This is a genomic window from Streptomyces lienomycini, assembly GCF_027947595.1.
In the GTDB taxonomy this organism is placed as follows: Bacteria; Actinomycetota; Actinomycetes; order Streptomycetales; family Streptomycetaceae; genus Streptomyces; species Streptomyces lienomycini.
This window is the reverse complement of sequence record NZ_CP116257.1, coordinates 1,210,434-1,237,335: the sequence shown is the minus strand read 5'-3', so window position 1 is coordinate 1,237,335 and position 26,902 is coordinate 1,210,434. Positions and strand designations below refer to the sequence as shown.

The 26,902-nt window shown below is 72.7% G+C and carries 24 protein-coding genes and 1 pseudogene; 11 read left to right on the top strand and 14 right to left on the bottom strand.

The features are described from left to right. Window positions 1–80: 80 nt before the first annotated feature. Window positions 81–1,622 carry an alpha/beta hydrolase gene (locus BJ961_RS05900; protein WP_271320250.1) on the top strand — a complete coding sequence of 514 codons (1,542 nt, stop codon included), beginning with the start codon at window positions 81–83 and terminating at the stop codon, window positions 1,620–1,622. 71 nt (window positions 1,623–1,693) lie between these two features. On the opposite strand, the gene moeZ is transcribed toward BJ961_RS05900, so the two are convergent. From moeZ to BJ961_RS05865, 7 genes are all read right to left on the bottom strand, one after another. Next, window positions 1,694–2,872, bottom strand: coding sequence for an adenylyltransferase/sulfurtransferase MoeZ (moeZ, locus tag BJ961_RS05895; RefSeq protein WP_271320249.1), 1,179 nt, complete (start codon window positions 2,870–2,872; stop codon window positions 1,694–1,696). 63 nt (window positions 2,873–2,935) lie between these two features. Then, window positions 2,936–3,685: a spherulation-specific family 4 protein gene (locus BJ961_RS05890; protein ID WP_271320248.1), complete on the bottom strand. Its 750-nt coding sequence runs from the start codon at window positions 3,683–3,685 to the stop codon at window positions 2,936–2,938. Next, the gene (locus BJ961_RS05885; RefSeq protein WP_271320247.1) at window positions 3,673–4,731 is read right to left on the bottom strand and encodes an NAD-dependent epimerase/dehydratase family protein; all 1,059 of its coding nucleotides are present in this window, start codon (window positions 4,729–4,731) and stop codon (window positions 3,673–3,675) included. The genes BJ961_RS05890 and BJ961_RS05885 overlap by 13 nt, the downstream gene beginning before the upstream one ends. 112 nt (window positions 4,732–4,843) lie before the next feature. Further along, window positions 4,844–6,154 (bottom strand): hypothetical protein, encoded by a 1,311-nt coding sequence (locus tag BJ961_RS05880; RefSeq protein ID WP_271320246.1) that lies wholly within the window; start codon window positions 6,152–6,154, stop codon window positions 4,844–4,846. Then, window positions 6,151–7,986 (bottom strand): DUF3492 domain-containing protein, encoded by a 1,836-nt coding sequence (locus tag BJ961_RS05875; protein ID WP_271320245.1) that lies wholly within the window; start codon window positions 7,984–7,986, stop codon window positions 6,151–6,153. Before BJ961_RS05875 ends, BJ961_RS05880 begins: the two co-directional genes overlap by 4 nt. Before the next feature lie 214 nt (window positions 7,987–8,200). Continuing rightward, window positions 8,201–9,766 carry a DUF3152 domain-containing protein gene (locus tag BJ961_RS05870; RefSeq protein ID WP_271320244.1) on the bottom strand — a complete coding sequence of 522 codons (1,566 nt, stop codon included), beginning with the start codon at window positions 9,764–9,766 and terminating at the stop codon, window positions 8,201–8,203. Window positions 9,767–9,774: 8 nt separating this feature from the next. Further along, on the bottom strand, window positions 9,775–10,815 hold the full coding sequence (locus BJ961_RS05865) for an alpha/beta fold hydrolase (protein WP_271320243.1): 1,041 nt from the start codon (window positions 10,813–10,815) through the stop codon (window positions 9,775–9,777). A gap of 213 nt (window positions 10,816–11,028) precedes the next feature. On the opposite strand from BJ961_RS05865, the gene BJ961_RS05860 reads away from it, so the two are divergent. The 4 genes from BJ961_RS05860 (at window position 11,029) to BJ961_RS05845 (ending at window position 12,969) form a co-directional block, all read left to right on the top strand. Beyond that, the gene (locus BJ961_RS05860; RefSeq protein WP_271320242.1) at window positions 11,029–11,250 is read left to right on the top strand and encodes a hypothetical protein; all 222 of its coding nucleotides are present in this window, start codon (window positions 11,029–11,031) and stop codon (window positions 11,248–11,250) included. A 209-nt stretch (window positions 11,251–11,459) separates the two neighbouring features. After that, on the top strand, window positions 11,460–12,101 hold the full coding sequence (locus BJ961_RS05855) for a TetR/AcrR family transcriptional regulator (protein ID WP_042825084.1): 642 nt from the start codon (window positions 11,460–11,462) through the stop codon (window positions 12,099–12,101). A 127-nt stretch (window positions 12,102–12,228) separates the two neighbouring features. After that, window positions 12,229–12,456, top strand: coding sequence for a DUF3107 domain-containing protein (locus tag BJ961_RS05850; protein WP_007444428.1), 228 nt, complete (start codon window positions 12,229–12,231; stop codon window positions 12,454–12,456). Window positions 12,457–12,699: 243 nt separating this feature from the next. Continuing rightward, window positions 12,700–12,969: a hypothetical protein gene (locus tag BJ961_RS05845; RefSeq protein ID WP_271320241.1), complete on the top strand. Its 270-nt coding sequence runs from the start codon at window positions 12,700–12,702 to the stop codon at window positions 12,967–12,969. Between the two features lie 70 nt (window positions 12,970–13,039). Here the strand turns inward: BJ961_RS05845 and BJ961_RS05840 are convergent, their stop codons facing one another. Further along, the gene (locus BJ961_RS05840) at window positions 13,040–13,813 is read right to left on the bottom strand and encodes a ferritin-like domain-containing protein (protein WP_271320240.1); all 774 of its coding nucleotides are present in this window, start codon (window positions 13,811–13,813) and stop codon (window positions 13,040–13,042) included. Between the two features lie 491 nt (window positions 13,814–14,304). Between BJ961_RS05840 and BJ961_RS05835 the strand changes: the two are divergent. Continuing rightward, window positions 14,305–16,946: pseudogene (locus BJ961_RS05835) on the top strand (DEAD/DEAH box helicase). A 265-nt stretch (window positions 16,947–17,211) separates the two neighbouring features. Beyond that, window positions 17,212–18,108 (top strand): alpha/beta fold hydrolase, encoded by an 897-nt coding sequence (locus tag BJ961_RS05830; RefSeq protein WP_271320239.1) that lies wholly within the window; start codon window positions 17,212–17,214, stop codon window positions 18,106–18,108. A gap of 14 nt (window positions 18,109–18,122) precedes the next feature. Here BJ961_RS05830 and BJ961_RS05825 read toward each other — a convergent pair whose 3' ends face one another. Beyond that, window positions 18,123–19,028 carry an NYN domain-containing protein gene (locus BJ961_RS05825; protein ID WP_271416974.1) on the bottom strand — a complete coding sequence of 302 codons (906 nt, stop codon included), beginning with the start codon at window positions 19,026–19,028 and terminating at the stop codon, window positions 18,123–18,125. Between the two features lie 235 nt (window positions 19,029–19,263). On the opposite strand from BJ961_RS05825, the gene BJ961_RS05820 reads away from it, so the two are divergent. Further along, window positions 19,264–19,416: a hypothetical protein gene (locus tag BJ961_RS05820; RefSeq protein WP_007444413.1), complete on the top strand. Its 153-nt coding sequence runs from the start codon at window positions 19,264–19,266 to the stop codon at window positions 19,414–19,416. A 69-nt stretch (window positions 19,417–19,485) separates the two neighbouring features. Here the strand turns inward: BJ961_RS05820 and BJ961_RS05815 are convergent, their stop codons facing one another. The 3 genes from BJ961_RS05815 to BJ961_RS05805 form a co-directional block, all read right to left on the bottom strand. Next, window positions 19,486–20,091, bottom strand: coding sequence for a MarC family protein (locus tag BJ961_RS05815; RefSeq protein WP_271320238.1), 606 nt, complete (start codon window positions 20,089–20,091; stop codon window positions 19,486–19,488). A gap of 64 nt (window positions 20,092–20,155) precedes the next feature. Beyond that, entirely contained in the window at window positions 20,156–21,013 is an 858-nt protein-coding gene (locus BJ961_RS05810) for a PHP domain-containing protein (RefSeq protein ID WP_271320237.1), read from the bottom strand. 135 nt (window positions 21,014–21,148) lie between these two features. Further along, window positions 21,149–21,799, bottom strand: coding sequence for a DUF6758 family protein (locus BJ961_RS05805; RefSeq protein ID WP_271320236.1), 651 nt, complete (start codon window positions 21,797–21,799; stop codon window positions 21,149–21,151). Between the two features lie 184 nt (window positions 21,800–21,983). Between BJ961_RS05805 and BJ961_RS05800 the strand changes: the two genes are divergently transcribed. Continuing rightward, the gene (locus tag BJ961_RS05800) at window positions 21,984–23,207 is read left to right on the top strand and encodes an MFS transporter (RefSeq protein WP_271320235.1); all 1,224 of its coding nucleotides are present in this window, start codon (window positions 21,984–21,986) and stop codon (window positions 23,205–23,207) included. Window positions 23,208–23,322: 115 nt separating this feature from the next. On the opposite strand, the gene BJ961_RS05795 is transcribed toward BJ961_RS05800, so the two are convergent. After that, window positions 23,323–23,919 (bottom strand): suppressor of fused domain protein, encoded by a 597-nt coding sequence (locus BJ961_RS05795; RefSeq protein WP_271320234.1) that lies wholly within the window; start codon window positions 23,917–23,919, stop codon window positions 23,323–23,325. Between the two features lie 544 nt (window positions 23,920–24,463). Between BJ961_RS05795 and BJ961_RS05790 the strand changes: the two genes are divergently transcribed. Continuing rightward, on the top strand, window positions 24,464–25,579 hold the full coding sequence (locus tag BJ961_RS05790; protein WP_271320233.1) for a magnesium and cobalt transport protein CorA: 1,116 nt from the start codon (window positions 24,464–24,466) through the stop codon (window positions 25,577–25,579). Between the two features lie 33 nt (window positions 25,580–25,612). Next, window positions 25,613–26,125, top strand: coding sequence for a hypothetical protein (locus BJ961_RS05785; protein ID WP_271320232.1), 513 nt, complete (start codon window positions 25,613–25,615; stop codon window positions 26,123–26,125). 18 nt (window positions 26,126–26,143) lie between these two features. Here BJ961_RS05785 and BJ961_RS05780 read toward each other — a convergent pair whose 3' ends face one another. After that, window positions 26,144–26,878, bottom strand: a complete 735-nt coding sequence (locus BJ961_RS05780; RefSeq protein WP_271320231.1) for a hypothetical protein — start codon at window positions 26,876–26,878, stop codon at window positions 26,144–26,146. Between the last annotated feature and the right edge of the window lie 24 nt (window positions 26,879–26,902).

Below are 26,902 nucleotides of genomic sequence, written 5' to 3'. Positions count from 1 at the left end.
CGGCCGCTGATGAATCCACCTACCATGGCATGACCGCCATCCGCCGCACGGCGCGGACGGCTTGCCAGGGGGGAGAGGACATGGCGCGTCTCGTCCGGTGGACGGCTCTGACGGCCGCCGCCGCACTGCTGACGGCGGGCTGCAGCGGCGGCTCGTCCGGCGACGACAGGGACGACGGGGGAAGGAGCAGCGCGGGGCCTTCGGCGCCGGCACCGTCGGGAGTGCCCGCGGCGCTGGCCTCCCAGACGCTGGAGTGGGCCGGCTGCAAGGGCACCGCCGAGGCGCCCGCACCGGGCGGCGACTGGCAGTGCGCCACGCTCAGGGCACCGCTGGACTGGTCCGCCCCGGACGGCGAGACGATCGACCTCGCGTTGATTCGGGCCAAGGCGACCGGGGGCGAGCGCATCGGGTCCCTGCTGTTCAACTTCGGCGGCCCCGGCGGTTCCGGTGTTTCCACGATGCCGTCCTACGCCGACACCGTCTCCTCGCTGCACGAGCGGTACGACCTGGTGAGCTGGGACCCGCGCGGAGTGGCGGCCAGCGAGGGCGTCCGCTGCCGCGACGACGAGGCCATCGAGGCCGCCGAAACGGTGGACTCCACACCCGACACCCCGGCCGAGGAGCGGGCGTATCTGCAGGACGCCGCCGACTTCGGGAAGGGCTGCGAGAAGGCCGCCGGCCAGCTCATGCACCACGTGTCGACCACCGACACCGCCCGCGACATGGACCTGATGCGGCACGTGCTGGGCGACGAGAGGATGCACTACTTCGGCATCTCCTACGGCACCGAACTGGGCGGTGTCTACGCCCACCTGTTCCCCGAGCGGGTGGGCCGCGTGATTCTCGACGCCGTCGTGGACCCGAGCGCCGACACGATGGGCCACGCCGAGAACCAGGCCAGGGGCTTCCAACGCGCGCTGGACGACTACCTGAAGTCGACCGGGCAGGAACCCGAGGTGGGGTCGCGGAAGATCTCCGACCTGCTGGACCGGCTGGACGGGAAGCCGCTGCCGACCTCCTCGCCGGGGCGCAAGCTGACGCAGTCGCTCGCGCTCACCGGGATCGTGCTTCCCCTCTACAGCAAGAGCGGCTGGTCGACCCTGACCAGTGCGCTGGCGGCGGCCGAGGAGGGCGACGGGTCCGAGCTGCTGGCGCTGGCCGACGGTTACAACGAGCGTGATCCCTCGGGCCGCTACGGCACGACGACCCACTCGCAACGGGTCATATCGTGCCTGGACGACAAGCAGCGGCCGACCCTCGAGGAGACGAGGAAGCTGCTGCCGGAATTCGAGAAGGTCTCGCCCGTCTTCGGCGACTTCCTCGGCTGGGACACGGCGGGCTGGTGCCACGACTGGCCGGTGGCCGGACAGCACGAGACGCCGGAGGTGAGCGCACCCGGCGCGGCTCCGATCCTGGTGGTCGGCAACACGGGCGATCCGGCCACGCCCTACGAGGGCGCCCGCAGGATGGCGGACGAGCTGGGCAAGGACGTAGGCGTGGTGCTGACCTGGAAGGGCGAGGGGCACGGCGCCTACGGGAGCGGGAGCGACTGTGTCGACTCCGCGGTGGACGCCTACCTGCTGAAGGGGACGGTGCCGAAGGACGGCAAGGTCTGCTCATGACGGCGGCGGGGGCTTCGGGCACCTGTGGTGCGCGAAACCCCCGCCGGCCGGGAAGCGGGGCCGGGAGCCGGTCAGTAGACGGGCTTCTCCGGTTCGATCTGGTTGACCCAGCCGACCACGCCGCCGCCGACGTGGACGGCGTCCGAGAAGCCGGCGGACTTGAGGACGGCGAGGACTTCCGCACTGCGGACACCCGTCTTGCAGTTCAAGACGATCTTCTTGTCCTGCGGGAGGCTCTCGAGGGCCGAGCCCATGAGGAACTCGTTCTTCGGGATCAGCTTGGCACCCGGGATGGAGACGATCTCGAACTCGTTCGGCTCGCGGACGTCGATGAGCTCGATGTTCTCACCGTCGTCGATCCACTCCTTGAGCTGCTTGGGAGTGATCGTGGAGTCGGCGGCCGCCGCCTGGGCCTCCTCGGACACGACGCCGCAGAAAGCCTCGTAGTCGATGAGTTCGGTGACGGTGGGGTTCTCGCCGCAGACCGCGCAGTCGGGGTCCTTGCGGACCTTGACCTGGCGGTACGTCATCTCCAGGGCGTCGTAGATCATCAGTCGGCCGACCAGCGGCTCGCCGATGCCCGCGAGGAGCTTGATGGCCTCGTTGGTCTGGATGGAGCCGATGGACGCGCACAGCACGCCCAGCACGCCGCCCTCGGCGCAGGAGGGGACCATGCCGGGGGGCGGGGGCTCCGGGTAGAGGCAGCGGTAGCAGGGGCCGTGCTCGGACCAGAAGACGGAGGCCTGGCCGTCGAAGCGGTAGATCGAACCCCACACGTAGGGCTTGTTCAGCAGCACGCAGGCGTCGTTGACCAGGTAGCGGGTCGCGAAGTTGTCCGTACCGTCGACGATCAGGTCGTACTGGCTGAAGATGTCCATCACGTTGTCGGCCTCGAGCCGCTCCTGGTGAAGGATCACGTCAACCAGCGGGTTGATGCCCTTGATGGTGTCACGGGCGGACTCGGCCTTGGGCCGGCCGATGTCGGCCTGGCTGTGGATGACCTGCCGCTGCAGGTTCGACTCGTCGACCTCGTCGAACTCGATGATGCCGAGCGTGCCGACACCGGCTGCCGCCAGGTACATCAGCGTCGGCGAACCGAGGCCGCCCGCGCCCACGGCGAGCACCTTGGCGTTCTTCAGCCGCTTCTGCCCGTCCATCCCCACATCGGGGATGATCAGGTGGCGGGAGTACCTGCGGACCTCGTCTACGGTGAGCTCGGCGGCCGGCTCGACCAGGGGTGGCAGCGACACGAAGACTCCGTTGGTCGGTCAGTAATTACGGTTGTTCTCCAAGTAACACTGCCACGGCCTTTTTCATTCCGAGACACCCGTCCCGACCCGCGAGACGATTTCGTCCCAGTAGCCGGGCAGTGTCTCCCAGGGGTCGGCCCGGCCGCCGCGGTCCGTGCGGTCGGTGAAGTAGATCGTCGCCGCTCCCTGCCAGCGGGCGATGCGCAGCGCCTCCTCCAGATGTCCGCGCGGCACGCCGTGGACGAAGTGGCAGAAGCGGTCGGGCGGATGGTCGGCGCTCCACTCGGCGGCCTGGGACCAGCGGTAGTCGGCCCAGGTGCCGGAGAAGGTGACGAGCTGGTCGGCGTTCTCGGTGTAGCCGGGGTGGGGGTGAGTGCCGTGGCCCAGGACGATGTGGGCGTCGTCACGGATCGCGCGGAGCGTGGTGACCGTGCGGCGGACCTCGGGGAGGGCGGCTCGTTCGGACGGGCAGCGGTCGAGGAGGAATCCGTCGGCCTGGTACCAGTCGAGATACCGGTGGGCGTCGGAGATCTGCTCGCCGAGGCTGCGGGCTCCGTACGCGGCGTCGAGATGGCCGAGGACGCGGATGCCCGCGTTGCGCAGGTGCCCCGCGGCCTCCAGGCAGCGCGGGTCGGGGCGGGTGCCGGGGCCGGCGGCGATGTTGAGGACGACCCAGTGCAGGGGGGTGCCGGGGCAGGTGAGGCCGGCCCACTCGTCGGGGGCGACGAGGGGGTGGGCCAGTCCCGGGACACCGATGCCGGTGCGGACGGCGGTGCCCGCGGTGCCCGCTCTGGTACTGGTCAGATACGGCATGCCGCCTCCATCCAGATGTCGGCGAGGGACTCTTCGAGGGCGATCCGGGGTCGCCAGCCGAGCCGGTCGCGGGCGGTGCGTACGTCGGCCTGCTGCCAGCTGCCGCAGCCGTCCGGGTAGGGATGCGGGGCCGGCGCGGCGTGGTCGGCGTCGGGGCGCTCGCCCCGGTTCCCGAGCGGGTCCGGGCGGTGGTGGCCGAGGGCGTCGGTCCGGTGGTGGCCGAGGGCGTCGAGGCGGTGGCCGACGGATTCGGTGCGGGGGTGGCCGATGGTGGGCCGGAGCGCGCCGGGGGGGCCGTCCAGTTCGTGCAGGGCGCCGCCGTATCCGGCGACCCGGGCGAGGGTGGCTGCGGCGTCGCGCAGGCGGACGGCGCGGCCGGAGCCGATGTTGATGACGCCCTGTGCGGCGGAGAGAGAGGCGGCGTGCACCGCGCGGGCGACGTCACGGACGTCGATGAAGTCGCGCTGGGCGCCGAGGCCGCCGAGCCGCAGTTCGCCGTCGCCCGACTGCATCGCGCGCCGCATCGCCTCGGCGAGCCGGCCGAGCGGGGAGCCGGCGGGCGTGCCGGGCCCCGCGGGCGAGAAGACGCGGAGGACGACGGCGTCGAGGCCGGAGCCGAGGACGAGTTCCGTCGCGGCGAGCTTGCTGACGCCGTAGGGGCCGCCTGGGCGGGGCACGGCGTCCTCCGCGGTGGAGGAGCCGGGCTGGCTGGGGCCGTACTCCGCGCTGCAGCCGACCTGCACGAGGCGCGCGCCGCAGCCGCTGCGCCGCAGGGCCTCGCAGACCGTGGCGACGGCGACGGTGTTGTGCCGGGTGAGTTCGCGGGCGCCGCCCCGGGTGGCGCCCGCGCAGTTGACGACGACGCCGGGGTGGACCGCGTCGAGGAAGCGGGTGAGTGCGCCGGGGCTGCCGGTGGCGAGGTCGAAGCGGACGTCGGCGTCGTCGCCGCGGCCGAGAGCGGTGAGCTGGACGGCGGGGTCGGCGAGCAGACGGTCGGCGACGAAGCGGCCGATGTAGCCGTTGGCTCCGATCAGCAGGACTCTCATCGGGCGGCTCCCGGTGCCGAGGCGTCGGGTCGGGAGGTGGTCATCTGGGGGCTCCTTCAGAGGGGTGATGCGGGGGTGTTGCGGACGCGTGCGGGGCTGTCCGTGCGCGTGTTCACCACGGCCGCTCCGTCGACGCGTGGGCCGAGGCCCTGGTCAGGCGGCGGCACGCGTGGACGAGGAGGGTCAGTGCCCCGATGCCGCAGGCGGCCGTCGGAACACCGGCCGGGCCGCAGGCGGCGACCAGGGCGTCGACGGGGGCGGCCAGGAAGCCGCAGCCGGGGAGGCGGCCGGCGAAGAGCGTGGCCAGGGCCGCTGCCTCGGCGGTGGCCGAGGCGGTGAGGACGAGCGTGGTGGCGTGGGTGTGGCCGTGCACCGTGAGCAGACGGGCGAGCAGCAGCAGTACGCCCAGGGTGAGGCCCTGGGGATGGGCCGCGGACTCGCCGAGCACCGCGCCCGTCAGCGTGAGCAGGGCGGCGAGGACGACCGTGTACAGGGCGAACGTGCCGAGCAGCAGGGGGCGTACGGAGGCGGAGAAGTCGGCCAGGCCCCGGCTGGACGTCAGTTTGCGGCGGGCGCGGACGGCGAAGAGGTGGGCGCACACGGTCGCGGGCGCGCAGGACAGCGCGAGCGCCAGGACGGGGGCGAGGGTGAGGGGCCAGGCGCCGTCGGCGGTGCCGTCGGGCAGGCCGTCGGGGCCGCCGCTGACGGCGGTGCGCAGGAGCCCGTCTCCGAGGAGGGCGTAGCCGACGAGCCAGCAGGTCCAGGTGCTGGTGGTGCGCGTCGCGGCGCTCAGCGGCCCGCGGCGCAGTGCCGCGCCCAGGGCCAGGCTCACCGCGAGGACGCCGACGAGGGCCACGAGCAGACGGGGCCGGCCCTCGGTGAGACGCAGTCCGGCCACGGCTGCGGCGCACAGCACGCCGGGCAGCAGTGCGAGGACGATCCAGGTGGTACGCGGCCGGGGGGTCGGCGCGTCCGCGGCGCGCGCGGGGGCATCGCCGTGGCGCGGGACGCGCGCGTACATCTCCTCGGCGAGGGAGAAGACGTCCCGGTGGCGGAAGCGAGCGGCGGTCCGGTCGGTGACGCCGTGTGCCTCCAGGCCCGCGGCGATCTCGAGCGGGTCCACGGCGCGTTCGCACAGTTCGCGGTGCCGGTGCAGCAGCCCTTTCACCGGGTCGGCGGCGCGGCGGCCGACGGGTGCGGACGGCGGCTGCCTGCCGTCGCGAGCCCCTCCGCCGACGGCGGACCCCTCGGCTCCACCGGTCCCATCGGCCCCATCGGTCCCATCGGTCCCACTGGCCCGAGCCGCCGTGTCCGCCGTGTCCGCCGTGTCCGCCGTGTCGGCCAGGGACCTGCGGGAGCGTTCGTCCCAGGCACCGGGGCTCTGTGGGGTTTCGGGCCGGTCCAGTTCGCCGAGGCCGCTCATCGAACCGCTCCCTTGGTCGCCGAAGCCGAAGCCGGGGCCGAAGCCGGGGCCGTGGCCCGGACGGGGGCGTCCTGCGCCCAGCCGGGACCGGAACCACGACGGACCGCGCCGGGACCACCACCAACCGCTTGGAGGCCTCCCCCGACCGCTTGGGAGCCTCCCCCGATCGTTTGGGGGCCTCCCCTGGCCGCGACACGGGCCGTGGAATCGCTCCAGCGGCCGGGGACGTGGGCCTCGGCGGGGACGGCGAAGGGGAGGGGTTCGCCGGTGTCGTCGAGGACGACACGGCGGACCGGGGTGCGCGAGAGGATCTCCAGGTAGATGCCGTGGAATGCCGTGACGTTCTGCTCGACGGTGAACAACTCCAGCGCGCGGGCGCGCGCGGCGGCGCCCAGGCGTTCACGGCGCTCCCGGTCGCGCAACAGCGCGACACACGCTTCGGCGAGCGCCCTCGGATTGCGCGGGGGCACGACGAGTCCGGTGCCCCCGATGGCCTCCACCACCGCCCCGACGTCCGTGGACACCGTCGCGCGGCCGCAGAACATGGCCTCGACGAGCCCGGCCGGGAATCCCTCGACGACGCTGGAGAGGACCACCAGGGCCCCCGAGGCGTACGCGTCGGCGCGGGACGGCAGTTCGGGTCCGCCGGTCTCCTCGAAGGACACCGGGTTGCGGCCGACGGCGTGCGGCCCGTCGGCCTCGTCGGGAAAGAGCTGCGCGGCCAGTCCCTTGCAGTGGGCCAGGTACGCGGCGCCCTCGGGGCCTCGCGGGGCGCCGACGATCCTGAGGCGCGCGCCCGGCTCGGCCCTGCGGATCTCCGCGAAGGCGTGCAGCAGCGAGACCAGGTCCTTGGCCGGCTCCACGCGGCCGACCCAGACGAGGGTCTGCGGGTCACCGTGCTCCGGGGACTCCCCCGCCTCCGCGAAGGGCGCGGCGTCCATGCCCGGGGGGACCGTGCGCAGCTTGACGCGATCGGCCCCGCAGCGCTCCTGCCAGCGTCGGGCGTGCGAGTTGCCGGGTGTGATCATCGCCGCGCGGCGGTAGGTCTCGGCGGTCAGCCGTCCGTGGAAGGCGGCGAGCAGGGACCGTATCGCGGGCGAGGAATCGGGTTCCGTCAGGTAGTGGGTCCGCAGCCGCACGCCGTACTCGGTCACCAGCAGGGGGATGTCGCAGAAGTGCCGGGCGAGCAGGCCCGGCAGGGCAGCCGTGCCGCCGGAGGCAGCGTGGCACAGGTCCACCGAGCCGAGGTCGTCGTCCTCGTACCAGTCGAACGACAGGGGGCGCAGGGCGCGTTCGAGGCGTGCGGCGACGGTGAGCAGATCGGGGACGCGCGCCTGGCGTGCGGATCGGTGGGCGCCGGGCGCGCGACAGGCGCGTTCCAGGGCGCGTACCGCCGTCTCGGAGCGGAGCGCGGCGGGCAGTCCGCCCTCCTCGCGGGCGAGTTCGGCGAGGCCGTACAGGGCACTGGCGAAACGGTCCGCCTCAAGGGACGACTCGCTCCGGGACTCCTTCGCCGAGCTCTCGGAGGGTTGTCCGGGGGCGGTGGCGCACAGGGCCGCGGCCAGCTCGCCGTAGCACTCCGCGAAGCGCCGGCGCGTGCGCCGCCCGTGGACGATTCCGTCGTCCACGTCCTCCCACAGCGAGCCGGTACGCACGCGGCCGACCTGCGGCGGCAGCGGGACCCACCCCTCGGCCTCCTGGCGCTCACTGCGGCTGAGCGCGTAGACGTCGAACTCGTGCTGCTCCAGCCCGCGTACGAGCCGGTCGCACCAGAGCCCGGCCTCACCGCTCACATACGGATAGCCACCCTCCGCAAGCAGTCCGATGCGCACGCGCGCACCCCCGATCTCCCGTTTGGGGAGCCACCGTTGGCCCGGCGGCTCGCAGCGGGACGAACGTATGCGGACAAGGAGGTGGTGCGATGGACGGTTGTCCATCGCACCACCGAAAGGGGTGAACGGTCGTAACTTTCCCGTGCGGGGCGCGTTTGGTCGCGCTAAGGGATCATGCGGTCACCACACGTGACGCATGGGCCTGCCCTGTCCGTCAGTTGTTCGGGTAGGCCCAGGCGTTGGGGCGGCAGTCGATTCCGTCGTGGTCGACGAACTTCGTCTGCTGCTGCATGACCGGCGCGAGTTCGCCGTCCTTGTCGCAGGTGACGTGGTTGTAGCCGATGCGGTGACCGACCTCGTGGTTGATCAGCATCTGCCGGTACGCGTAGATCGCGTCGCCGTACGGCGCGGCACCCTGCGCCCATCGATAGGCGTTGATCATCACGCGTGCGGTGGCGGCCGAGTCGCAGGACACGTTGTCCTCGGTGGTGTCCAGGCCGGACTTGGCGCACCACTCGGCAGTCGTGCCCGGACTGGCCAGCGTGATGACGAAGTTGGGCTGGCCCGACTCGATGCGCTCGAAGGTGCGGGCTCCGTTGTGGGACCAGCTCCGGTCGTCGTTGAGCGTCTTCTGCACGGCGTCGGCGAAGAGTTCGCCGTCGAGGCCGAGCCCCTGCTCCACGTCGATGCGGTAGGTGTACCGCTGCCCCTTCCCGGTCCCCTTGGCGATGCCAGGGATGGCGTCGAACTTCCCCGAGCCCTTGAGCGTGGCACTGAGCGGGTAGGTCTTACCCATCTTCTGTTCGTACGTCAGCGGCGCCGGGGCCCCGGACGCGGCGGGCGTCGGCCGTTCGTCGTCCCGTGACGCGGAGTCGTGGGCGCCCCGGGCCTGGTCGGTGGCGGACTGCGAGCGCACGTCGCCCCCGTCCGACCCGTCGGCGACCTGACCGGCCACGACGACGGCCAGCACGGTGGTGACGGCGGCCGCCGCGATGCCGGTGAACGTCCGGCCCTTGGCGCCCTTGACCGGCGCGGGATCACCCGTGGGCGGCTCTTCGTCGGCGCCCGTGTCGGGGCGGGCGGGGGTACCGCCGCCCCCGTCGTCGGCGCTCCAGTCGGTGACGGAGGCGTACGGGTCGGCGGGCCGCTCGGGGCCGGGGGTTCGACGCGGGGGGCGGGCCGCGAAGACGTCGTGGTCCGCGCCTGCGACGTCGTGGTCCGCGCCGAAGGCGTCCAGGTACTCCTGCCGCGGCCCGCCGGGGGGCACCTGTCGCTGCCTGGGGAAGGGCGTACCGGGCCGGGGCGACCGGCCGGGAGCCGCCGGGGCGCCGGGGGGCGGTCCCGCGGCGGCGCCGTGCCCGGTGCCGGGACGTCCACTCAACTCGCCCCAGCCACCGCCGGGTTCACGCTGCTCGGGGTGACCGCCACGGGCCTGCGGCACACCACGCGCCGGAGTGCCGTCGGTGAACCTGGGGACTCCGTGGGCGGGCGTGCCGGCGGGACGCCCGGGCGCCCCCTGGGCGGGCGTACCGTCCGGGAACCGTGCGCCTTGACCCGGGCCGGGACCCGAACCCTGGCCCGGGCCTTGACCCGGCCCCTGAGGCCCACGAGACGGCCCACCGGGCACGCCCCCCGTCGGCGCGGTCGGCGACCCCTGAGGCCCCTGAGAGGGGCCGGTAGTTCGGCGGCGGGCCTGCCATGCGGTCGGGTTCTCGCGTGCTGTGGCGGTGTCCGCCGCGTCGGCCTTGGGGGCGGGTCCGCGGCGGCTGTGGCGTCCCACGTCGCGCCTCAGCCTCCTGTGATCTGGTTGGCGGGCTCGTCGTCGACGACCCCATCGGTCCTCTCGCCGACCGCCGGCTCTCCACCAGCAGCGGTGTCCGCGGTGTCCGCGAGGAGCTCACGGAACGCCGTGGCCACGGCCTCCGGGTACTCCATCATCGCCACGTGCCCCGCGTCCGGCAGGGTCAGCAGCCGGGAGTCACGGAAGGCGCGGGCAGCCCGCTGGGCCATGCGGTAGCCGACGAGTTGGTCCCGTCCACCGTAGACCAGGAGCGTGGGTGCGAGAACCCGCCCGGCCTGTCTCCACAGTCCGTGCTGGCCACCCACCGTGTACGCGTTGACGAGTCCGCGGGTGGACCGCGCCATCGCGTCCCAGAAGTACGGCAGTCGCAGCCGCCGCTCCATCTCCTCCACCGCGTTGCGGAAGCCTTCCGGCGTCACCCGCCCCGGATCGCCGTAGCAGAGCGCCGTCACACCGCGGACCCGCTGCTCCGCCGTCCACTCCCGGGTGATCCGGGTGAAGAGCGTCACGACCCCCGGCAGCGCCAGCAGCCCCGTCGGCACGGCGCTGCGCTGCACGCGGATCTCCGGCAGCGCGGGCGACACGAGGGTCAGCGTCCGCACCAGGTCGGGCCGCGCCGCGGCGACGCGGGTGACGACGGCACCGCCGAGCGAGTTCGCGAAGAGGTGCGTGGGGCCGCGCCCGGCGGAGTCGAGGTAGCGGACGACCGCGCGCGCGTGGCCCGTGATCGAGTAGTCGCCGTCGTCCGGTGGCGGGGAGTCGCCGAAGCCCGGCAGGTCGAGGGCCTCGCTGTGGACGACGTCGTCCAGCAACGGCATGAGCGCGGACCAGTTCTGCGAGGAGCCGCCGAGGCCGTGGACGTGGAGGGCGGGGGGCAGGCCCTCGCGGGCGGGTCGCCTCGAGCGCACCGTCAGGGTGATGCCGGGGAGGTGGACCGACCTCAACCGCTCGCCGTCCGCGACCTTGACCGCCGCGACCTTCGGCAGAACGTTGGCGGGCGGCACGGAGGGCGGCTCGGGCGAAGGCATGCGGCAATGTTACGAGACGATCACGCAGTGGTTCATGTGTTCGCCGTCACAGGCGGGGCTGCGAGAGGGGCGCACCGGGGTACGGATGCCGACGGTCCGCCAACCGGACCGGGCGACACATGGCGTCCGAATCGGGTGTCTCCTAGGCTCGTGAAGTGGGCACCCGCGTGGGACCCCCGCATCCCGGGGACGTTCGTAGGAAGGGAGCCCAGCATGACCGTCGACCCGACCGACCCGGAGACCTTCGACGACGAGGGACCGGACCCCGAGGAACGCGACGTCGAAGCGCCCGACGCCGACGCGGCCGAGCAGCGGGCGGACATCGGGCAGGAGCGCGACGAGCCGCTGACCGGCGTCGAGCCGGACAGCGCCAACGAGGCCGATCTGGCCGAACAGGCCCGGGTCGTCTCGAACGACGAGGACGACTACCGCTGAGACGCTGAGACGCTGAGACGAGGCAGGCCGACCACCGCCGAGAACGAAGGCCGACTTCTGCCCGGCCTGAACCCTTTTGAAACCTGTTGTGCGGCTTTCGCCACCGTCCGGTCCGTGAAATTCTGCGCTCGCAGCACACACACCACGGTTACCGAAAAGTACGATGGCTACGCGGCGCACACCGCACGAGGACGACTATGGGAGGCGGCGTGACAGCCATCGAGCAGACAGAGGCGGTACGCCCGCGGGGCACACGCCTTCCCCGCCGAGCCCGACGCAATCAGCTGCTGGGCGCCGCACAGGAAGTGTTCGTGGCCCAGGGCTACCACGCGGCCGCGATGGACGACATCGCCGAGCGCGCCGGCGTCAGCAAGCCGGTGCTCTACCAGCACTTCCCCGGCAAGCTCGACCTCTACCTCGCCCTGCTGGACCAGCACTGCGAGGCGCTGATCCAGTCCGTGCGCAGCGCGCTCGCGTCGACCTCCGACAACAAGCAGCGCGTCCGGGCGACGATGGACGCGTACTTCGCGTACGTCGAGGACGACGGCGGCGCCTTCCGTCTGGTGTTCGAGTCGGATCTGACCAACGAGCCCGCGGTGCGCGAGCGCGTGGACAAGGTCACCAACGAGTGCGCCGAGGCGATCTGCGACGTCATCGCCGAGGACACCGGCCTCTCGCGCGCCGAGTCGATGCTGCTGGCCTCGGGCCTGGGCGGCCTCGCGCAGGTGGTGGCGCGTTCCTGGCTGCACAGCGACCGCAGCGTGCCGCGCGACCAGGCGGTCCAGCTGCTGACCTCGCTGGCCTGGCGCGGCATCGCCGGCTTCCCGCTGCACGGCACCGACCAGCACTGAGCGTGTTCCCGCCGGCTGTTCGCTCCTGGCGTTCTCCGACGCAGCGTGTACGTCCCCTCACCGGGCTAATGTGTGCTGGTACGGCGCGGAAGATCGCGCACTTGATGACCGTCGGAGGGACATAGCCGTGGAGGTCAAGATCGGCGTGCAGCACGCGCCTCGCGAGATCGTTCTGGAGAGCGGTCAGAGCGCCGAGGAGGTCGAGCGCGTGGTGGGCGAGGCACTGGCCGGCAAGTCGCAGCTGCTGAGCCTCGTGGACGAACACGGCCGCAAGGTCCTGGTGCCGGCCGACCGTCTGGCCTACGTCGAGATCGGCGAGCCGGCCCCCCGCAAGGTGGGCTTCGGCGCGCTGTAGCCGGCGGGCGCTGGACGACGGACGCAGAACGGGTGGGGCCCGGCGGTGATGCACCGCCGGGCCCCACCCGTTCGCGCGTTCCCCCTCCTCGTTCACTCCCCCGTCCGCCGCGCGGCCCTTCCCCGTTTGCCGTTCACGGGTGGAGCACAGTTCACCCACAGGGGGAGGATTGCATTCCGCAGGTCAGGGGTAAGACGGCAGTGACCGTTTGGGGCACGCCGGCCATCTGGGAGGGACCCCGACATGCTCTTGGAAGCGATCAGCGCCACAATCCTCGGCCTCGCTCTGGCCTGGGCCGCGGCACATCGTCTGCGCCACCGCCTCCCCGCCCGCCTCCTGGTCCTGCCGACGGGGATCGCCGGCGCCCTCTTCGGGGCGTTCGTCACGCACACCGCGCTGGGCGCCGGGGGGCTCGCCCTGGTGCTGCTGGGTTCGGCGACGCTCTCCGCGGCCTCGCTGTCCCTGCTGCTGCGCCCCGCGGGAAGACTCCGGCGCAGTTCGGCACCCGCCTGACGGTGACCGGCTGACGGTGACCGGCTGACGGCAGCCGCCGTACGGGGCCGACGCCCCGCTCCGGCGGAGGTCAGGCGGCCAGCCCCAGCGCCGCCATCCGCTTGGTGTGCGCCTCGGTGATCCGGGAGAACATCCGGCCGACCTCGGCGAGGTCGAAACCGTCCGCGACCCCGCCCACGAGCATCGTGGACAGCGCGTCCCGGTCGGCCACCACCCGCTGGGACTGCGAGAGCGCCTCCCCCATCAGCCGCCGCGCCCACAGCGCGAGCCGCCCGCCCACGCGGGGGTCGGCGTCGATCGCCGCGCGCACCTTCTCCACGGCGAATTCGGCGTGCCCGGTGTCGTCGAGCACGGCGAGGACCAGCTCACGGGTGTCCGTGTCGAGGCGGGCGGCGACCTCGCGGTAGAAGTCACTGGCGATGGAGTCGCCGACGTAGGCCTTGACGAGCCCCTCCAGCCAGTCGGAGGGGTCGGTCTGCTTGTGGAAGCCGTCGTAGGCGGCCACGAACGGCTCCATGGCGCCCGTCGGCTCCTCGCCGACCTCGGCCAGCCGATCGCGCAGCCGCTCGAAGTGGTGGAACTCCGCGGAGGCCATCTTCGCCAGCTCCGCCTTGTCCGCCAGCGTGGGCGCCAGCTTGGCGTCCTCCGCGAGCCGCTCGAACGCGGCCAGCTCGCCGTACGCGAGCGCGCCGAGGAGGTCCACGACCGCGGCGCGGTACTGCGGGTCGGCCGCGGCCGACGACCAGTCGCGGGCGGCGATCGAGGTGGCTCCGGCGTTTCCGGCGTTCTCGGCGGAGTCGGAGGGGGCGGCTGCGGCGGTGCCAGGCTTGTCAGAGCTCGTCATGCAGCGCACAATAGTCGGCTCTTCGGCGGTGGTAAGGCCCTGGTCAGTGAGTGTGACGACGACTACGTGAGCAAATCGGCCATCGCGTGTGCGTGAATCCGGGGTATGGTGGTAATGCGCCTGCCGAGTATGTGACGTACGGGTACGTGACATCGTCGTCGGGCCGCACGCATGAGGATGCCCGGTCGGTGGCCCGATCGGCTCCGACCCGACAGCCCTCCCGCCGTACGCCGCATTGCGTACGGAGCCCGGAGGGGGACCCTCAGTGGTACGAGCGCTGGAGCGTCGACAGAGGTCCCGTGTCCTACGGCTCACCCGTAAGGCAGCCGACGTCCCCGACACGGTCCGGCACGACCCGCGCGCTCGCCTCGCACCACGTACACAGAAGAGGCAGCACCCTGACTACGACGTTCCGATCCCTCGGGATCCTCCCCGAGACCGCCGAAGCCCTCGAAGCCGTCGGCATCACCACTCCCTTCCCGATCCAGGAGCTGACGCTCCCCGTGGCCCTCTCGGGCACGGATGTGATCGGCCAGGCCAAGACCGGCACCGGCAAGACGCTGGGCTTCGGCCTCCCGCTCCTCGAGCGCGTCACCGTCCCCGCCGACGTCGAGGCGGGCCGGGCCGCGCCCGAGTCCCTGACCGACGCCCCGCAGGCCCTCGTCGTCGTCCCGACGCGCGAGCTGTGCCAGCAGGTCACCAACGACCTCCTGACCGCCGGCAAGGTCCGCAACGTGCGCGTCCTCGCCATCTACGGCGGCCGCGCCTACGAGCCGCAGGTGGAGGCCCTGAAGAAGGGCGTCGACGTGATCGTCGGCACCCCGGGCCGCCTGCTGGACCTCGCGGGCCAGAAGAAGCTGAGCCTGAAGCACATCAAGAGCCTGGTCCTGGACGAGGCCGACGAGATGCTCGACCTGGGCTTCCTGCCCGACGTCGAGAAGATCATCAACATGCTGCCGCCCCGGCGCCAGACCATGCTGTTCTCGGCCACCATGCCGGGCGCGGTCATCGGACTCGCCCGCCGTTACATGTCGCAGCCCACGCACATCCGCGCCACCTCGCCGGACGACGCGGGCGCGACGGTCGCGAACACGAAGCAGTTCGTCTACCGCGCGCACAACATGGACAAGCCCGAGATGGTGGCCCGCATACTGCAGGCCGACGGCCGGGGACTGGCCATGGTCTTCTGCCGCACCAAGCGCACCGCGGCCGACCTGGCCGACCAGCTCAAGCAGCGCGGCTTCGCCTCCGGCGCGGTCCACGGCGACCTCGGCCAGGGCGCCCGCGAGCAGGCCCTGCGCGCCTTCCGCAACGGCAAGGTGGACGTGCTCGTCTGCACCGACGTCGCCGCCCGCGGCATCGACGTCGAGGGCGTGACGCACGTCATCAACTACCAGTCGCCGGAAGAGGAGAAGACGTACCTGCACCGCATCGGCCGCACCGGCCGCGCGGGCGCGAAGGGTACGGCGATCACGCTGGTCGACTGGGACGACATCCCGCGCTGGCAGCTGATCAACAAGGCGCTGGACCTCGGTTTCAACGACCCTGCGGAGACCTACTCCACCTCCCCGCACTTCTACACCGACCTCGGTATCCCCGAGGGCACCAAGGGCATCCTGCCGCGCTCGGAGCGCACCCGCGCCGGGCTCGACGCGGAGGAGCTCGAGGACCTGGGCGAGCCGGGCGGCCGCGGTGGCCGTACCCGCGGCGACCGCGGCGACCGCGGTGGACGGGGTGGCCGCGGCGAGTCGCGCTCCGGCGACCGCGACCGCGACCGTGACCGTGACCGCGACGGCGACCGTTCGTCCCGTACGACGCCGCGCCGCCGGCGTCGGATGCGCGGCGGTGCGCCGGTGGACGCGGAGACCACCGCGACTGCCGCGACCACCCCGGCCGAGGCCGTGACCGGCGGTGGGGACAGCGCCGCCGACGCGAGCACCGACGCCGCCAAGGGCCCGCGCACCCTGCGCCGTCGACGCCGTACGCGCAACGGCGAGCCGTCGCGCCTGCCGGAGACGTCCTCGACGTCCGCGACGTCCGTGCCGACCGCGCCGTCCGACGCTCCGGCCGCCGACGCGGTACGGAACGCCGAGGACACCGCGCTCGCGGTGTCCGAGGTCGCGGTCACCGCCGTCGCCGAGACCGCCGAGGTCGTGGAAGCCCCGGCGAAGGCGCGTCGCCGCCGTACCCGCAAGGCGGCGGAGGCCCCGGCGGCCCCGCTGGAGACCACCCCGGCCACCGCGCCGGCGGCGGTCGTGGAAGCCCCGCGGTCGTGGAGAGCCCGGCGGCCGAGGCGCCCGCCGAGAAGCCGCGCCGCCGCACCCGCAAGGCCACCGCCGCCGAGACGGCGGTGGACACGGCCGAGCAGCAGGTGACCGAGCCCGCCTCCGAGCCGACGGAGACCAAGCCGCGGCGCCGTACGCGCAAGGCCGCCGCCGTCACCGAGGAGGCGTCGGCCCCGGAGGCGGAGGCCAAGCCCCGCCGGGCCCGGAAGACGGCCGCCGCCAAGGCGGAGACCGCCGTGGACACCGCCGAGGCCGCGGAGGCCAAGCCGAAGGCCCGCCGCACCCGCAAGGCCACCCCGGCAGCCGAGGCCGCCGAGACCGCGGCCGACATCCCGGCGCAGACGGCTCAGGAGCCGGAAGCCACCGAGGCCAAGCCCCGCCGGACGCGGAAGACGGCCGCCGCCAAGGCCGAGGCCGCCGTGGACACCGCCGAGGCCAAGCCGAAGGCCCGCCGCACCCGCAAGGCCACCCAGCCCGCGGCCGAAGCGGCTCCCGAGGCGGAGGCGGAGGTCGAGGCCAAGCCTCGCCGGACGCGGAAGACGGCCGCCGCCAAGGCGGAGACCGCCGTCGACACCGCCGAGGCCGCGGAGGCCGCGGAGGCCAAGCCGAAGGCCCGCCGCACCCGCAAGGCCACCCCGGCAGCCGAGGCCGCCGAGACCGCCGCCGGGATTCCGGCTCAGGTCTCGCAGGAGCCCGAGGCCGCGCCGCGGCGCCGGACCCGGAAGGCCGCGGCCGTCGTCGAGGCGCCCGCCGAGGCCGTCGACGCGGCGGAGACGAAGCCGAAGGCGCGTCGCACCCGCAAGGCGGCCACGGCTGCCGCACAGCCCGCGGAGACCGGCGAGAGCTGATCCTCGCGCCGCTCGTCCGGCCGTCGGCCCGGTCCCGCCACCTGCGCGGGGCCGGGCCGACGGCCGTTCCGCGTCCGCCCCGCCCCACCCCGCCCACCCCGCCGCGCCCCTCGACCGACCGCGGCCCCACCCCGCGGCCTCACCCCGCGGCCCCACCCCGCGGCCCTGCCCCGCGACCCCGCACCCGGCGGCTCTCGCACCTCCCACCACCTTCACGGCCCAGCCGCCCTCTCCACCCGTCCGCTCCGCCCGATAGCCTCTGCCCGTGAGCAGGAACGCCGCCTTCAGCCCGCCGCCGGACGCCCGTGCGTACCGGTTGCGTACCGCGCGCGGTGAGTTCGCCGTCGTCGACTCGCCCGTGGCGGACGGGGCCGCGCCGAGGGGTGTGGTGGTGATGCTGCCCGGGTTCACGGGAAGCAAGGAGGACTTCACGCTGCTGCACCGGCCGCTCGGTGCGCGCGGCTACCGCACGGTCGCCGTGGACGGGCGGGGGCAGTACGAGTCGGACGGGCCCGAGCACGACGAAGCGGTGTACGCCCGGCCCGAGTTGGCACGGGACGTGCTCGCGCAGGTCGCCGCGCTCGGGACGCGCGTACATCTCGTCGGGCACTCCCTGGGCGGCCAGATCGCGCGGTCCGCCGTCCTGCTCGACCAGGCCCCGTTCGTGTCCCTCACCCTGATGTCCTCGGGTCCGGCGCGGATCTCCGAGTCCCAGCGGCAGCGCGTGAAGCTGCTGCGGGACGGTCTCGACACGATGACGATGGCGCAGGTCTGGGAGGTCATGCAGACCATGGGCCCGCCCGAGGAGGCCGGCGCCCCGGCCCCCGCCCACGGCCCGGCGGACCCGGAACGGCTGCGCGAGCGCTGGCTGGGCACCAGACCGGCCCAACTGCTCGCCACCGGTCACCAGTTGTGCACCGAACCGGACCGCGTCGCAGAGCTGGCCGCCCTGGCGCTGCCGTGTCACGTGCTGTCGGGCACCTACGACGACACCTGGCCCGTGCCCCTCCTGGACGAGATGGCCCTGCGGCTGGACGCGCGCCGGACGGTGGTCACCGGCGCCGAGCACTCCCCCAACACCGACCGGCCCCTGCCCACCGCACGCGCCCTCGCCGACTTCTGGGACGACCACCCCGCGTCACCCCTGCCGCACGCTCCCTGAAGGCCGGCGGGCTCCTAGTACTGCGCCCGCAAGTGCTCCCAGAAGCCGTCCCGCAGCGCCCGGCGCAGGTCGGCCTGGCCGCGCAGCGAGTACTGCAGCAGCCCCTCGGCCTCCACCAGCAGGTCCTGGTCGACCGAACCGGGGAGGTAGGGGTGCCCCGGGAGCAGTTCCACCAGTGACTCGCGCCCCCGGGCCGCCAGCCACTTCGCCGCGATCTGCGCGCCCACGAAGCGGACGTCCTCGCGGGCCGGACGCGAGACGCCCGCCGCCTCGAAGGCGTGCGCCGCGCGCCGGGAGACGTACGGCTTGAAGAAGTCGAGGTCGAAGGTGCGCTGGCTGTCGACCTCCCAGAGCAGCGGGTCGGCCTGGTTGCGGCCCTCGGGGGCCTCGATGCCCCACAGGTGGACGCGGGCGCCGTACCCCTGGGCGGCCTCGACCGCCGAGACGAGGTCCTCGTCGCCGCCGAGGAGGGCCGCGTCGCTGATGGCGCGGTGCCGGGCGAGGGACTCCAGGTCGGAGCGGATGAGGGAGTCGACGCCCTTCTGCTGGTTGTTGGCGTTGAGGTTGCCCAGGCGCACCTTGACGTCGGGGAGTTCCGCGATGGACTGCTGCTCGGCGGTGTGGATGCGGCGGCGGGCGCCGTCGTACCAGTAGACGCGCAGCAGGCGGCTGTCCGCGAAGATGGTGCGGGCCTTGTCGATGAGCGCCTCGATCAGGCCCTCGGCGTCCAGGTCGAAGGCCCGGCGGTCCTCGGTCCCGGCGACCAGTCGCCCCGCCGCCGCGTAGAGGTAGCCGGCGTCGACGAAGATCGCGTGGGTGGAGGGCGTCTTGGCCACCTCGGCGAGCATGCGGTGGAGCAGCTCGTTCGTGCGATCGATGCGAGCGTTCAGGGACGCGTGGTCGTCGTTCATCACCTCCATTCTCCCGGCGGTCACGCTACGAACACAACCGGTCCCGGTCAGTCTTGTATCGGACACCTATCGCGCGGTAACAAGCGACTTACCTGTCAGTAATTAGACGTGCGAAAAATTTCCTTAGCGTAGGGAATGTTTGTAGCGGGCAACCCGTTGAGCACTACGGAAGCCCGGGCACCGACGACCCAGGAGCCACACCAGTAGTTCTCCGCAGGAGGATGACCAGATCAAGGGAGAGGCCATGCGCTTTGAAGTCATGCGACTCGACGACGTCGACGGGACCCCCGTGGACACGACTGTCGTGGACGCCGCCTCCGTGAACCGCATCGTTCAGCAGGCCGCCGCCATAGGGCAGCGCCTGTGGATCCGCCCGGCCGACACCTCGGCCTTGTAGCGCGGACCCTTCGCACACACCGCGGGGCCCCCGTACGGAACAACACCGTGCGGGGGCCCTGCCGTCGTGTCACGCGCCCTGGATCACCTGGGTGACGCCGTTGATGATCTGCTGGACGGCGATCGCGGAGAGCATCATGCCGGCGAGGCGGGTCACCAGGACCACGCCGCCGTCCTTGATGACCCGGATGATCAGCAGTGAGTACCGCATCACCAGCCACAGCACCACGTGGATGGCGAGGATCGCCACCCACACCGAGACCTGCGTGGTCGCGCTGTCCGCCTTCTGCACGGCCAGGATGACCGACACGATCGCCCCGGGTCCGGCGAGCAGCGGCATGCCCAGCGGTACGAGCGCGACGTTGACGTCCTTGGTCTGCTTCGGCTCGTCCGTCTTGCCGGTGAGCAGGTCCAGCGCGATCAGCAGGAGCAGCAGCCCGCCCGCGATCATCAGGGCGGGCACGGACACGTGCAGGTAGTCCAGGATCTGGTGCCCGAGCAGACCGAACACCGTGATCACGCCACCGGCGACGCAGACGGCCTGGAAGGCCATCCGGCGCTGCACCTTGGCGGGGCGGCCGGCGGTCAGTGCCAGGAAGATCGGGGTGATCCCGGGGGGATCCATGATGACGAAAAGGGTCAGGAAGAGAGAGCCGAAGACGGCGACGTCGAACATGGGTGAGCTACTGGCCTTGCGGAGGAGGGGGAAGAGTGGAAGGAGGTCGCGCGGAGGGTGCGGTTCAGGCTCCGCCGGCCCCCGGCACGGGGAACGCCCCGAACGCCCGTCGCGTGATCTCCCCGTACACCTCGGGGTCGGTCGTGTACTCGCCGAGCACACAGGTCTTCCGGCTGCCGTGGTAGTCGCTCGAGCCCGTGACCAGGAGCCCCAGCTCCCTCGCCGTCCCGCGCAGCCGCGCCCGGGTCTCCGCGTCGTGGTCCATGTGGTCGACCTCGATGCCGTCGAGCCCGGCGGCCGCCAGGTCCGCGATCGCGGCCTGCGGCACGGTACGGCCGCGCTTGGCGGCGGCCGGGTGCGCGAACACGGCGACGCCGCCGGCCCCCTTGATCAGCCGGAGGGCCTCGAAGGGGTCCGTCTCGTGCTTCTCCACGAAGACCCGGCCGCCGTCGGCCAGCCAGTCCTGGGTGAAGGCGTCGCTCACGGTCGGCACGACGCCGAGTTCCACGAGGGCGGAGGCCACGTGCGGCCGGCCGACCGATCCGTCACCGGCGATCCTGGCGACCTGCTCCCAGGTGATGGGCACGCCCAGTTCGTTGAGCCCGGCGACCATCGCCCGGGCCCGCGGCACGCGGTCGTCCCGGACCAGTTCGCGCTCGGCGAGCAGGGCGGGCTCCTCCGGGTCGAAGAGGTAGGCCAGCATGTGCATGCTGACGCCGTCGAGACGGCAGGAGAGTTCGGCGCCGGTGACCAGGGTCAGCCCCTCGGGCAGCGCGGCCACGGCCTCGGCGTATCCGCGGGTGGTGTCGTGGTCGGTCAGCGCGACGACGTCGAGACCGGTCGCGGCGGCCTTGCGCACCAGCTGGGCCGGGGTGTCCGTGCCGTCGGACGCGGTGGAGTGGGTGTGCAGATCGATGCGCACGACGCTGACTCCAAGCGGTGACGGGACGGAGGGGGACGCTCAAGGATAACCGGAACCCGACCCCCCGCCGTCACACCCGCAGTAGCCCTGCGCCCCCTACGCGGACCGCCGCGCCCCGCGGTCGCGCCCTGCGGGTCACGGCACCGTCGGCTCGATCAGCCGCGGCGACAGCGCCCCGCACGGCACCAGGTCCACCTCGGCGCCCGCGTCCCGCAGGTCGGTCAGCACCAGCTCCTCGTACATCAGCAGCCCCGCCCGCTCGGGCCAGACGACGGCCCACAGCCACATCCCGAGGGCCTCCCCGGCGAAGACGGCGCGGTCGACGGGGGCGCCGGAGACATGCCAGAGGGGGGTCGGCCGGCCTGCGGCCAGGACCTTGGCCTGGGGCGGCTTCTCGACCTCCATGTACGGCCCGGGGTCCGGGGCGTCGAGGCCCGCGTACCGCGCGCCGAGGCCGACGCCGAGTTCCTCGGCCACCAGGATCAGCTCACCGATGCCGCCGAGCGGGCCGGGTCCGGAGCAGGCGACGGCGGTCGCCCTGCCGCCGCTGCGGTCGTCGCCGGCGCAGGCCACGCCGGTGAACAGCCAGCCGACCGGCAGCGGCCAGGGCATCCACACCGGGACCTGCGTGCGGTGCACCACGACGCCGAGCGCTTCGACGCTGGGCGGGAGTACGGGCTGCACCGGGTGGACGGTGCCGTGCAGGTCGCACTGCCAGGAGTCGGCGAAGAGACCGGGAGCCCTGACCCGGCCACCGCACTTCGGGCAACTGGGTTCGCCCCTCATAGAGCCCCACGGTCCTACCCCCGCTCCCCCACGTCAAGGACGATCACCCATCCGGAGGGACGGGGGCTGACCGGCCAAAACTAGGTGCATGTTGCATTAATTAGCAGGGCTAACTTACTATGTGCAAACACCAACCATTCACCCCGACGAGTCGCCCGACCGTCCCGTCGGTATTGGAGCAAGCATGGATTCCTTCGACGCGGGTGCGAGCGGCATCCTGCGGCAGCCCAAGGCCGTGTGGGCGACCGCCGGCGCGTCCGTCGTGGCCTTCATGGGCATCGGGCTCGTCGACCCGATCCTCCCGTCCATCGCCGAGGGCCTGGACGCCACCGCCGGCCAGGTCTCCCTCCTGTTCACCTCGTACTTCCTGATCACCGCGCTGGCGATGCTGGTCACCGGCTTCGTCTCCAGCCGCATCGGCGGCCGCAAGACCCTGCTGCTGGGCCTGGCGTTCGTCGTCGTCTTCGCGGGCCTCGCCGGCACCTCCGACACCGTCGGACAGCTCGTCGGCTACCGGGCGGGCTGGGGACTGGGCAACGCGCTGTTCGTCTCGACGGCCCTCGCCGTCATCGTCGGCGCGGCGGCCGGCGGCAGCGCCGCCGCGATCCTCCTCTACGAGTCCGCGCTCGGCCTCGGCATGGCCTGCGGCCCGCTGCTGGGCGCCGTGCTCGGCGACGCCAGCTGGCGCTACCCGTTCTTCGGCACGGCCTTCCTGATGGCGATCGGCTTCCTGTGCATCACGGTGTTCCTGAAGGAGCAGCCGAAGCCGGCCCGCAAGACCTCGCTGCTCGACCCGATCAGGGCCCTGGGGCACGGCGGCCTCGCCTCCGCCGCGGTCTCGGCGTTCTTCTACAACTACACGTTCTTCACCGTGCTGGCCTTCACCCCGTTCGTGCTGAACATGACCCCCTACAAGTCGGGCGCCGTGTTCTTCGCCTGGGGCGTGCTGCTCGCCGTCTTCTCGGTGCTGGTGGCACCGCGCATGCAGAGGCGCTTCGGCTCGCTGAAGGTGCTCGGCGGCTCACTGGTGCTGCTCGCGGCCGACGTGCTGGTCCTCGGCTACGGCAACCACACGACGGCGATCGTCTGCACGATCCTGTCCGGCGCGTTCATCGGCGTGAACAACACCGTCTACACCGAGCTGGCCCTCGGGGTCTCGGACGCGCCGCGTCCGGTGGCGAGCGCGGGCTACAACTTCGTCCGCTGGTTCGCCGCGGCGGCCGCCCCGTTCTTCGCGCCGAAGATCGAGGAGTGGACCGACGTCCACATCCCGTTCGTGGTGGCGGCGGTGACCGCCGCGCTCGGCGCGGTCGTGGTCGTCGTACGACGCCGCGCGCTCACTCACGAGGCAGAGGAACTGGAGCCGAAGCACGCGACCGAGGACTCGGTCACGGTCTTCGCCGACTGACACCGGCAGACGTCGACGGACACCGACGGACACCGACGGGTGCCTACTGGTGCCTACCGGGACCGGCCGGCGCCAACCGACCGGGCGGCCCGGTGAGTCGTGTCGCGCCGGTGCGTCAGTCCAGGGGAACGGACCTGCGGGACGGATCGCGCAGGTCCGTTCCGTGCGTCAGCCAGCGTTCCTGGAGGGCGGGCGCCCCGTGCACGCGCTTCCAGGCGGCCTCGTTCGGCGTCATCGGCAGCAGCGGCAGGAACCGCACGGGGTCCAGCGGGGCGTCCAGCTCCAGGTCCTCGACCAGGCCGCCCGGCTCGGCGACCAGGACCGAGGTGAACGGGGCCCCCGGCCACAGCGGCTCACCGACGTCCAGCGAGGCGCCGGGCGCCACGATCACGCCCTCGACCTGCGGGGACGCGGCCAGTACGGCGAGGGGGCGCAGCACCTTGTCGGTGTCGGCCGCCCCGGCCCGCACGGAGAGGACCAGCTCGGCACGGGGGCCCTTGACCGGGTCGGCGAGCGCGGCCGTGGGGTCCGCCATGGGCTGGGCCGACATGCCGAGGGTGGCGTAGCGGACGACGTCGCCCTCCTGGCCGGCGGCGGGGAAGCGCAGCACCTCGATGCGGTCGGTGCCGAGGAAGGTGACCGCGGCGCGCGCGTCCGGCGCACCCAGCGCGCTGTGCAACCGGGCCTCGACCAGAGGAAGAACATCAGCCATGCCGCGAGCATAGAACTCGTCGCGAAGAGGCAAAGCGGCGCCTTGACACGTCGGGTGACTGGTACTCTGGCCCAGCGGTTCGGGGCAGCACGCAGGGCATCGCGATCAAACCCCGACGCTGTGAACACTCCCCTACGGGGAACCCCTCCAAACAAGGGGAATGGATCGTCCCTCACGAGGGACCGGCCGGAGGAGGTGGGCGGCATGGACCGAAGTCGACCGTGCAGTACCACCCGCTCTTCCGGCCGCTGACGCAGCCGTACCGGGTCCTCCCGCTACCGCTCTCCGTCCGCGCGCTTTCCCACCGAAGAGCACTTCGTCTCGTTTTGCCTGATCTTTTGCCTGATCCGATCCACGGACGCGATCGCTGTCGATCCGCGCCGGTCCGTGTCAGCAGCTGAATCAGCAGCGAAGTCGGCCACCGCGACGGTGCGGTGCCCCCCGCTTTGTGGACGCGCCGCACACGCGTAGCCAGGACGTCCTCATTCCGGGTGGTTCCACCCGTCACCGGCCCCGTTCGCTGCCCGTCGCGAAGGAGCCCGCCATGTCGATGATCCGTGACCTGCGCGCCGCGGTCCGCCCGTCCCGCGTCTCGCTGCGCAAGGACAGCGGCGCCTACGACACCACCCGCGACCCGGGGACCACCTCCGCCGTGGTCGACTGCGCCGTCTACCGCGACGGCACCCGCGTCGAGACCGACACACCGCTGACCCCGCACACGGCGATGCGCCAGGTGCGCCGCGACGGCGGCTTCGTGTGGATCGGCCTGCACGAGCCCACCGAAGACGAATTCGCCGGAATCGCCCGGGAGTTCGGGCTGCACCCACTGGCCGTGGAGGACGCGGTCCAGGCCCACCAGCGGCCCAAGCTGGAGCGCTACGACGACTCCCTGTTCACGGTCTTCAAGACCGTCCACTACGTCGACCACGACCAGCTCACCGCCAACAGCGAGGTCGTCGAGACCGGCGAGGTCATGTGCTTCACCGGGCGGGACTTCTTCATCACCGTCCGGCACGGCGGGCAGGGCTCGCTGCGCGCCCTGCGGCACCGGCTCCAGGAGGATCCGGAGCTGCTGCTCAAGGGCCCCTCGGCGGTGCTGCACGCCATCGCCGACCACGTCGTCGACGGCTACATCGCGGTCGCCGACGCGGTGCAGGACGACATCGACGAGGTGGAGACGGAGGTGTTCTCCCCGGGCCGCAAGGGCAGCCCGCGCGGCACGGACGCCGGCCGGATCTACCAACTCAAGCGCGAGGTGCTGGAGTTCAAGCGGGCGGTGGCGCCGCTGCTGCGGCCCATGCAGTTGCTCAGCGAGCGGCCGATGCGGCTGATCGACCCGGAGATCCAGAAGTACTTCCGGGACGTGGCCGACCACGTGGTGCGGGTGCAGGAGCAGGTCATCGGCTTCGACGAGCTGCTGAACTCCATCCTCCAGGCCAACCTCGCCCAGGCGTCGGTCGCGCAGAACGAGGACATGCGCAAGATCACCTCGTGGGCGGCGATCATCGCCGTACCGACGATGGTGTGCGGCGTGTACGGCATGAACTTCGACTACATGCCGGAGACGCACTGGAAGTTCGGCTACCCGCTGGTCCTGTCGATCACGGTGGGCATGTGCCTGGGCATCCACCGCACGCTCAAGCGCAACGGCTGGCTCTGAGACCGGCCCCGGGCTCCTGGATAGGCTGACCGCATGACAAGCGAGCTGCTCGGCCAGGCCCTCGTCGAGGAGGCCACGAAGAAGTCCGGCCTCATCTGGGTCGGGGGCGCCGGGGTGCCCGCGCGGGCGCTGTGGCACGTCTGGCACGAGGGCGCGGCCTGCGTCGTCGGCGACGGCCCCGGCGAGCAGCCGCTGCCCGGGCTGGCCGACGGGGCCGCTGCCGAGGTGACGGTGCGCAGCAAGGACAAGGGCGGCCGGCTGGTCTCCTGGGCCGCGCGGGTCGTGGAGCTGCCGTCCGGTTCCGAGGCGTGGCGGGCGGCGGTCGGCGACCTCAAGGGCAAGCGGCTCAACGCCCCGGACGGCGAGGCGATGACCGACCGCTGGGCCCGTGAGTGCCGGGTGCTGCGGCTGGAGCCGACGGGGAGCACGGCGCCGCTGCCCGACACCTCGCTGGCCGAGGCGCCGCTGCCGAGCCCGGCGACGACCCGGCGGCCCGCACCCGCGGGGCTGCCGCGCCTGCTGCTGAAGCGCCGGGGGCGCCGCTGACGGGCCTCCGGGCCCACCTCAGGACTCCGGCAGCTGCTTGCCGTAGTCCAGGGTGTCGTCCTTCGCCGGCTGCTCCAGCGCGAAGTCCTTGTTCCAGTCGGAGAAGGTGAGCGTGCCCGCGCTCCCCGCCCGCACCAGGCGCAGCGGGTACGGCGTGCCCTCCAGGGAGACGTCCAGCGAACCGCCCGCGCCGTCGTCACCGGTGACGCGGATGGTGCGGACGCCCGCCTGCTCGTGGCGGCCGTCCGTCTTCACCGTGCCGTGCAGGGTGAGCAGGCCGCCGAGGAGGACGTCCTTGTCCGTGAATCCGCTGAACTTCTTGTACACCGGGTCGCTCTTCGGCACCTTCACGTACTTGCCGGCCAGCTTGTCGGCCGCCTTGGCGTCGCCGCCGTCGTGGCTCCAGAACCCGGCGTCGGCCTTGAGAAAGAGCTGGTCGCCGACGCGCAGCAGCCCGAACGTCGTCCCCTCGGCGGCGACCGAACCGGTCCCTCCGTCGGCCTTCAGCCGCATGTCGAGGGTGTATCTGTTCCCGCCGGCGTCCACCGTGCCGTGCAGGCGCACCGTACCGGCGGTTTCGGCGGCCGCACCGGCCTTCGCCTGGATCTTGTCGGCCGGGAGTTTCCCGACCCCGTTGGTGCCCGCGTCGGGGTCCTCGCCGCCGCATCCCGTCAGGCCGGCCCCCACCGCCAGGACGCACAGCGCGCCCGTCCAAGCGGCCCTGCGGATTCGGCGCCGGGAAGTCACAGACACAGGTGGGACTGCCTTTCTGACAGG

Bases quoted from the DNA above. Each gene is read 5' to 3' on its own strand.
- BJ961_RS05900 (WP_271320250.1), top strand. From the start codon at position 81: ATGGCGCGTCTCGTCCGGTGGACGGCTCTGACGGCCGCCGCCGCACTG.
- BJ961_RS05890 (WP_271320248.1), bottom strand. From the start codon at position 3,685: ATGCCGTATCTGACCAGTACCAGAGCGGGCACCGCGGGCACCGCCGTC.
- BJ961_RS05885 (WP_271320247.1), bottom strand. From the start codon at position 4,731: ATGAGAGTCCTGCTGATCGGAGCCAACGGCTACATCGGCCGCTTCGTC.
- BJ961_RS05880 (WP_271320246.1), bottom strand. From the start codon at position 6,154: ATGAGCGGCCTCGGCGAACTGGACCGGCCCGAAACCCCACAGAGCCCC.
- BJ961_RS05865 (WP_271320243.1), bottom strand. From the start codon at position 10,815: ATGCCTTCGCCCGAGCCGCCCTCCGTGCCGCCCGCCAACGTTCTGCCG.
- BJ961_RS05860 (WP_271320242.1), top strand. From the start codon at position 11,029: ATGACCGTCGACCCGACCGACCCGGAGACCTTCGACGACGAGGGACCG.
- BJ961_RS05845 (WP_271320241.1), top strand. From the start codon at position 12,700: ATGCTCTTGGAAGCGATCAGCGCCACAATCCTCGGCCTCGCTCTGGCC.
- BJ961_RS05840 (WP_271320240.1), bottom strand. From the start codon at position 13,813: ATGACGAGCTCTGACAAGCCTGGCACCGCCGCAGCCGCCCCCTCCGAC.
- BJ961_RS05825 (WP_271416974.1), bottom strand. From the start codon at position 19,028: ATGGAGGTGATGAACGACGACCACGCGTCCCTGAACGCTCGCATCGAT.
- BJ961_RS05820 (WP_007444413.1), top strand. From the start codon at position 19,264: ATGCGCTTTGAAGTCATGCGACTCGACGACGTCGACGGGACCCCCGTG.
- BJ961_RS05815 (WP_271320238.1), bottom strand. From the start codon at position 20,091: ATGTTCGACGTCGCCGTCTTCGGCTCTCTCTTCCTGACCCTTTTCGTC.
- BJ961_RS05805 (WP_271320236.1), bottom strand. From the start codon at position 21,799: ATGAGGGGCGAACCCAGTTGCCCGAAGTGCGGTGGCCGGGTCAGGGCT.
- BJ961_RS05800 (WP_271320235.1), top strand. From the start codon at position 21,984: ATGGATTCCTTCGACGCGGGTGCGAGCGGCATCCTGCGGCAGCCCAAG.
- BJ961_RS05795 (WP_271320234.1), bottom strand. From the start codon at position 23,919: ATGGCTGATGTTCTTCCTCTGGTCGAGGCCCGGTTGCACAGCGCGCTG.
- BJ961_RS05790 (WP_271320233.1), top strand. From the start codon at position 24,464: ATGTCGATGATCCGTGACCTGCGCGCCGCGGTCCGCCCGTCCCGCGTC.
- BJ961_RS05785 (WP_271320232.1), top strand. From the start codon at position 25,613: ATGACAAGCGAGCTGCTCGGCCAGGCCCTCGTCGAGGAGGCCACGAAG.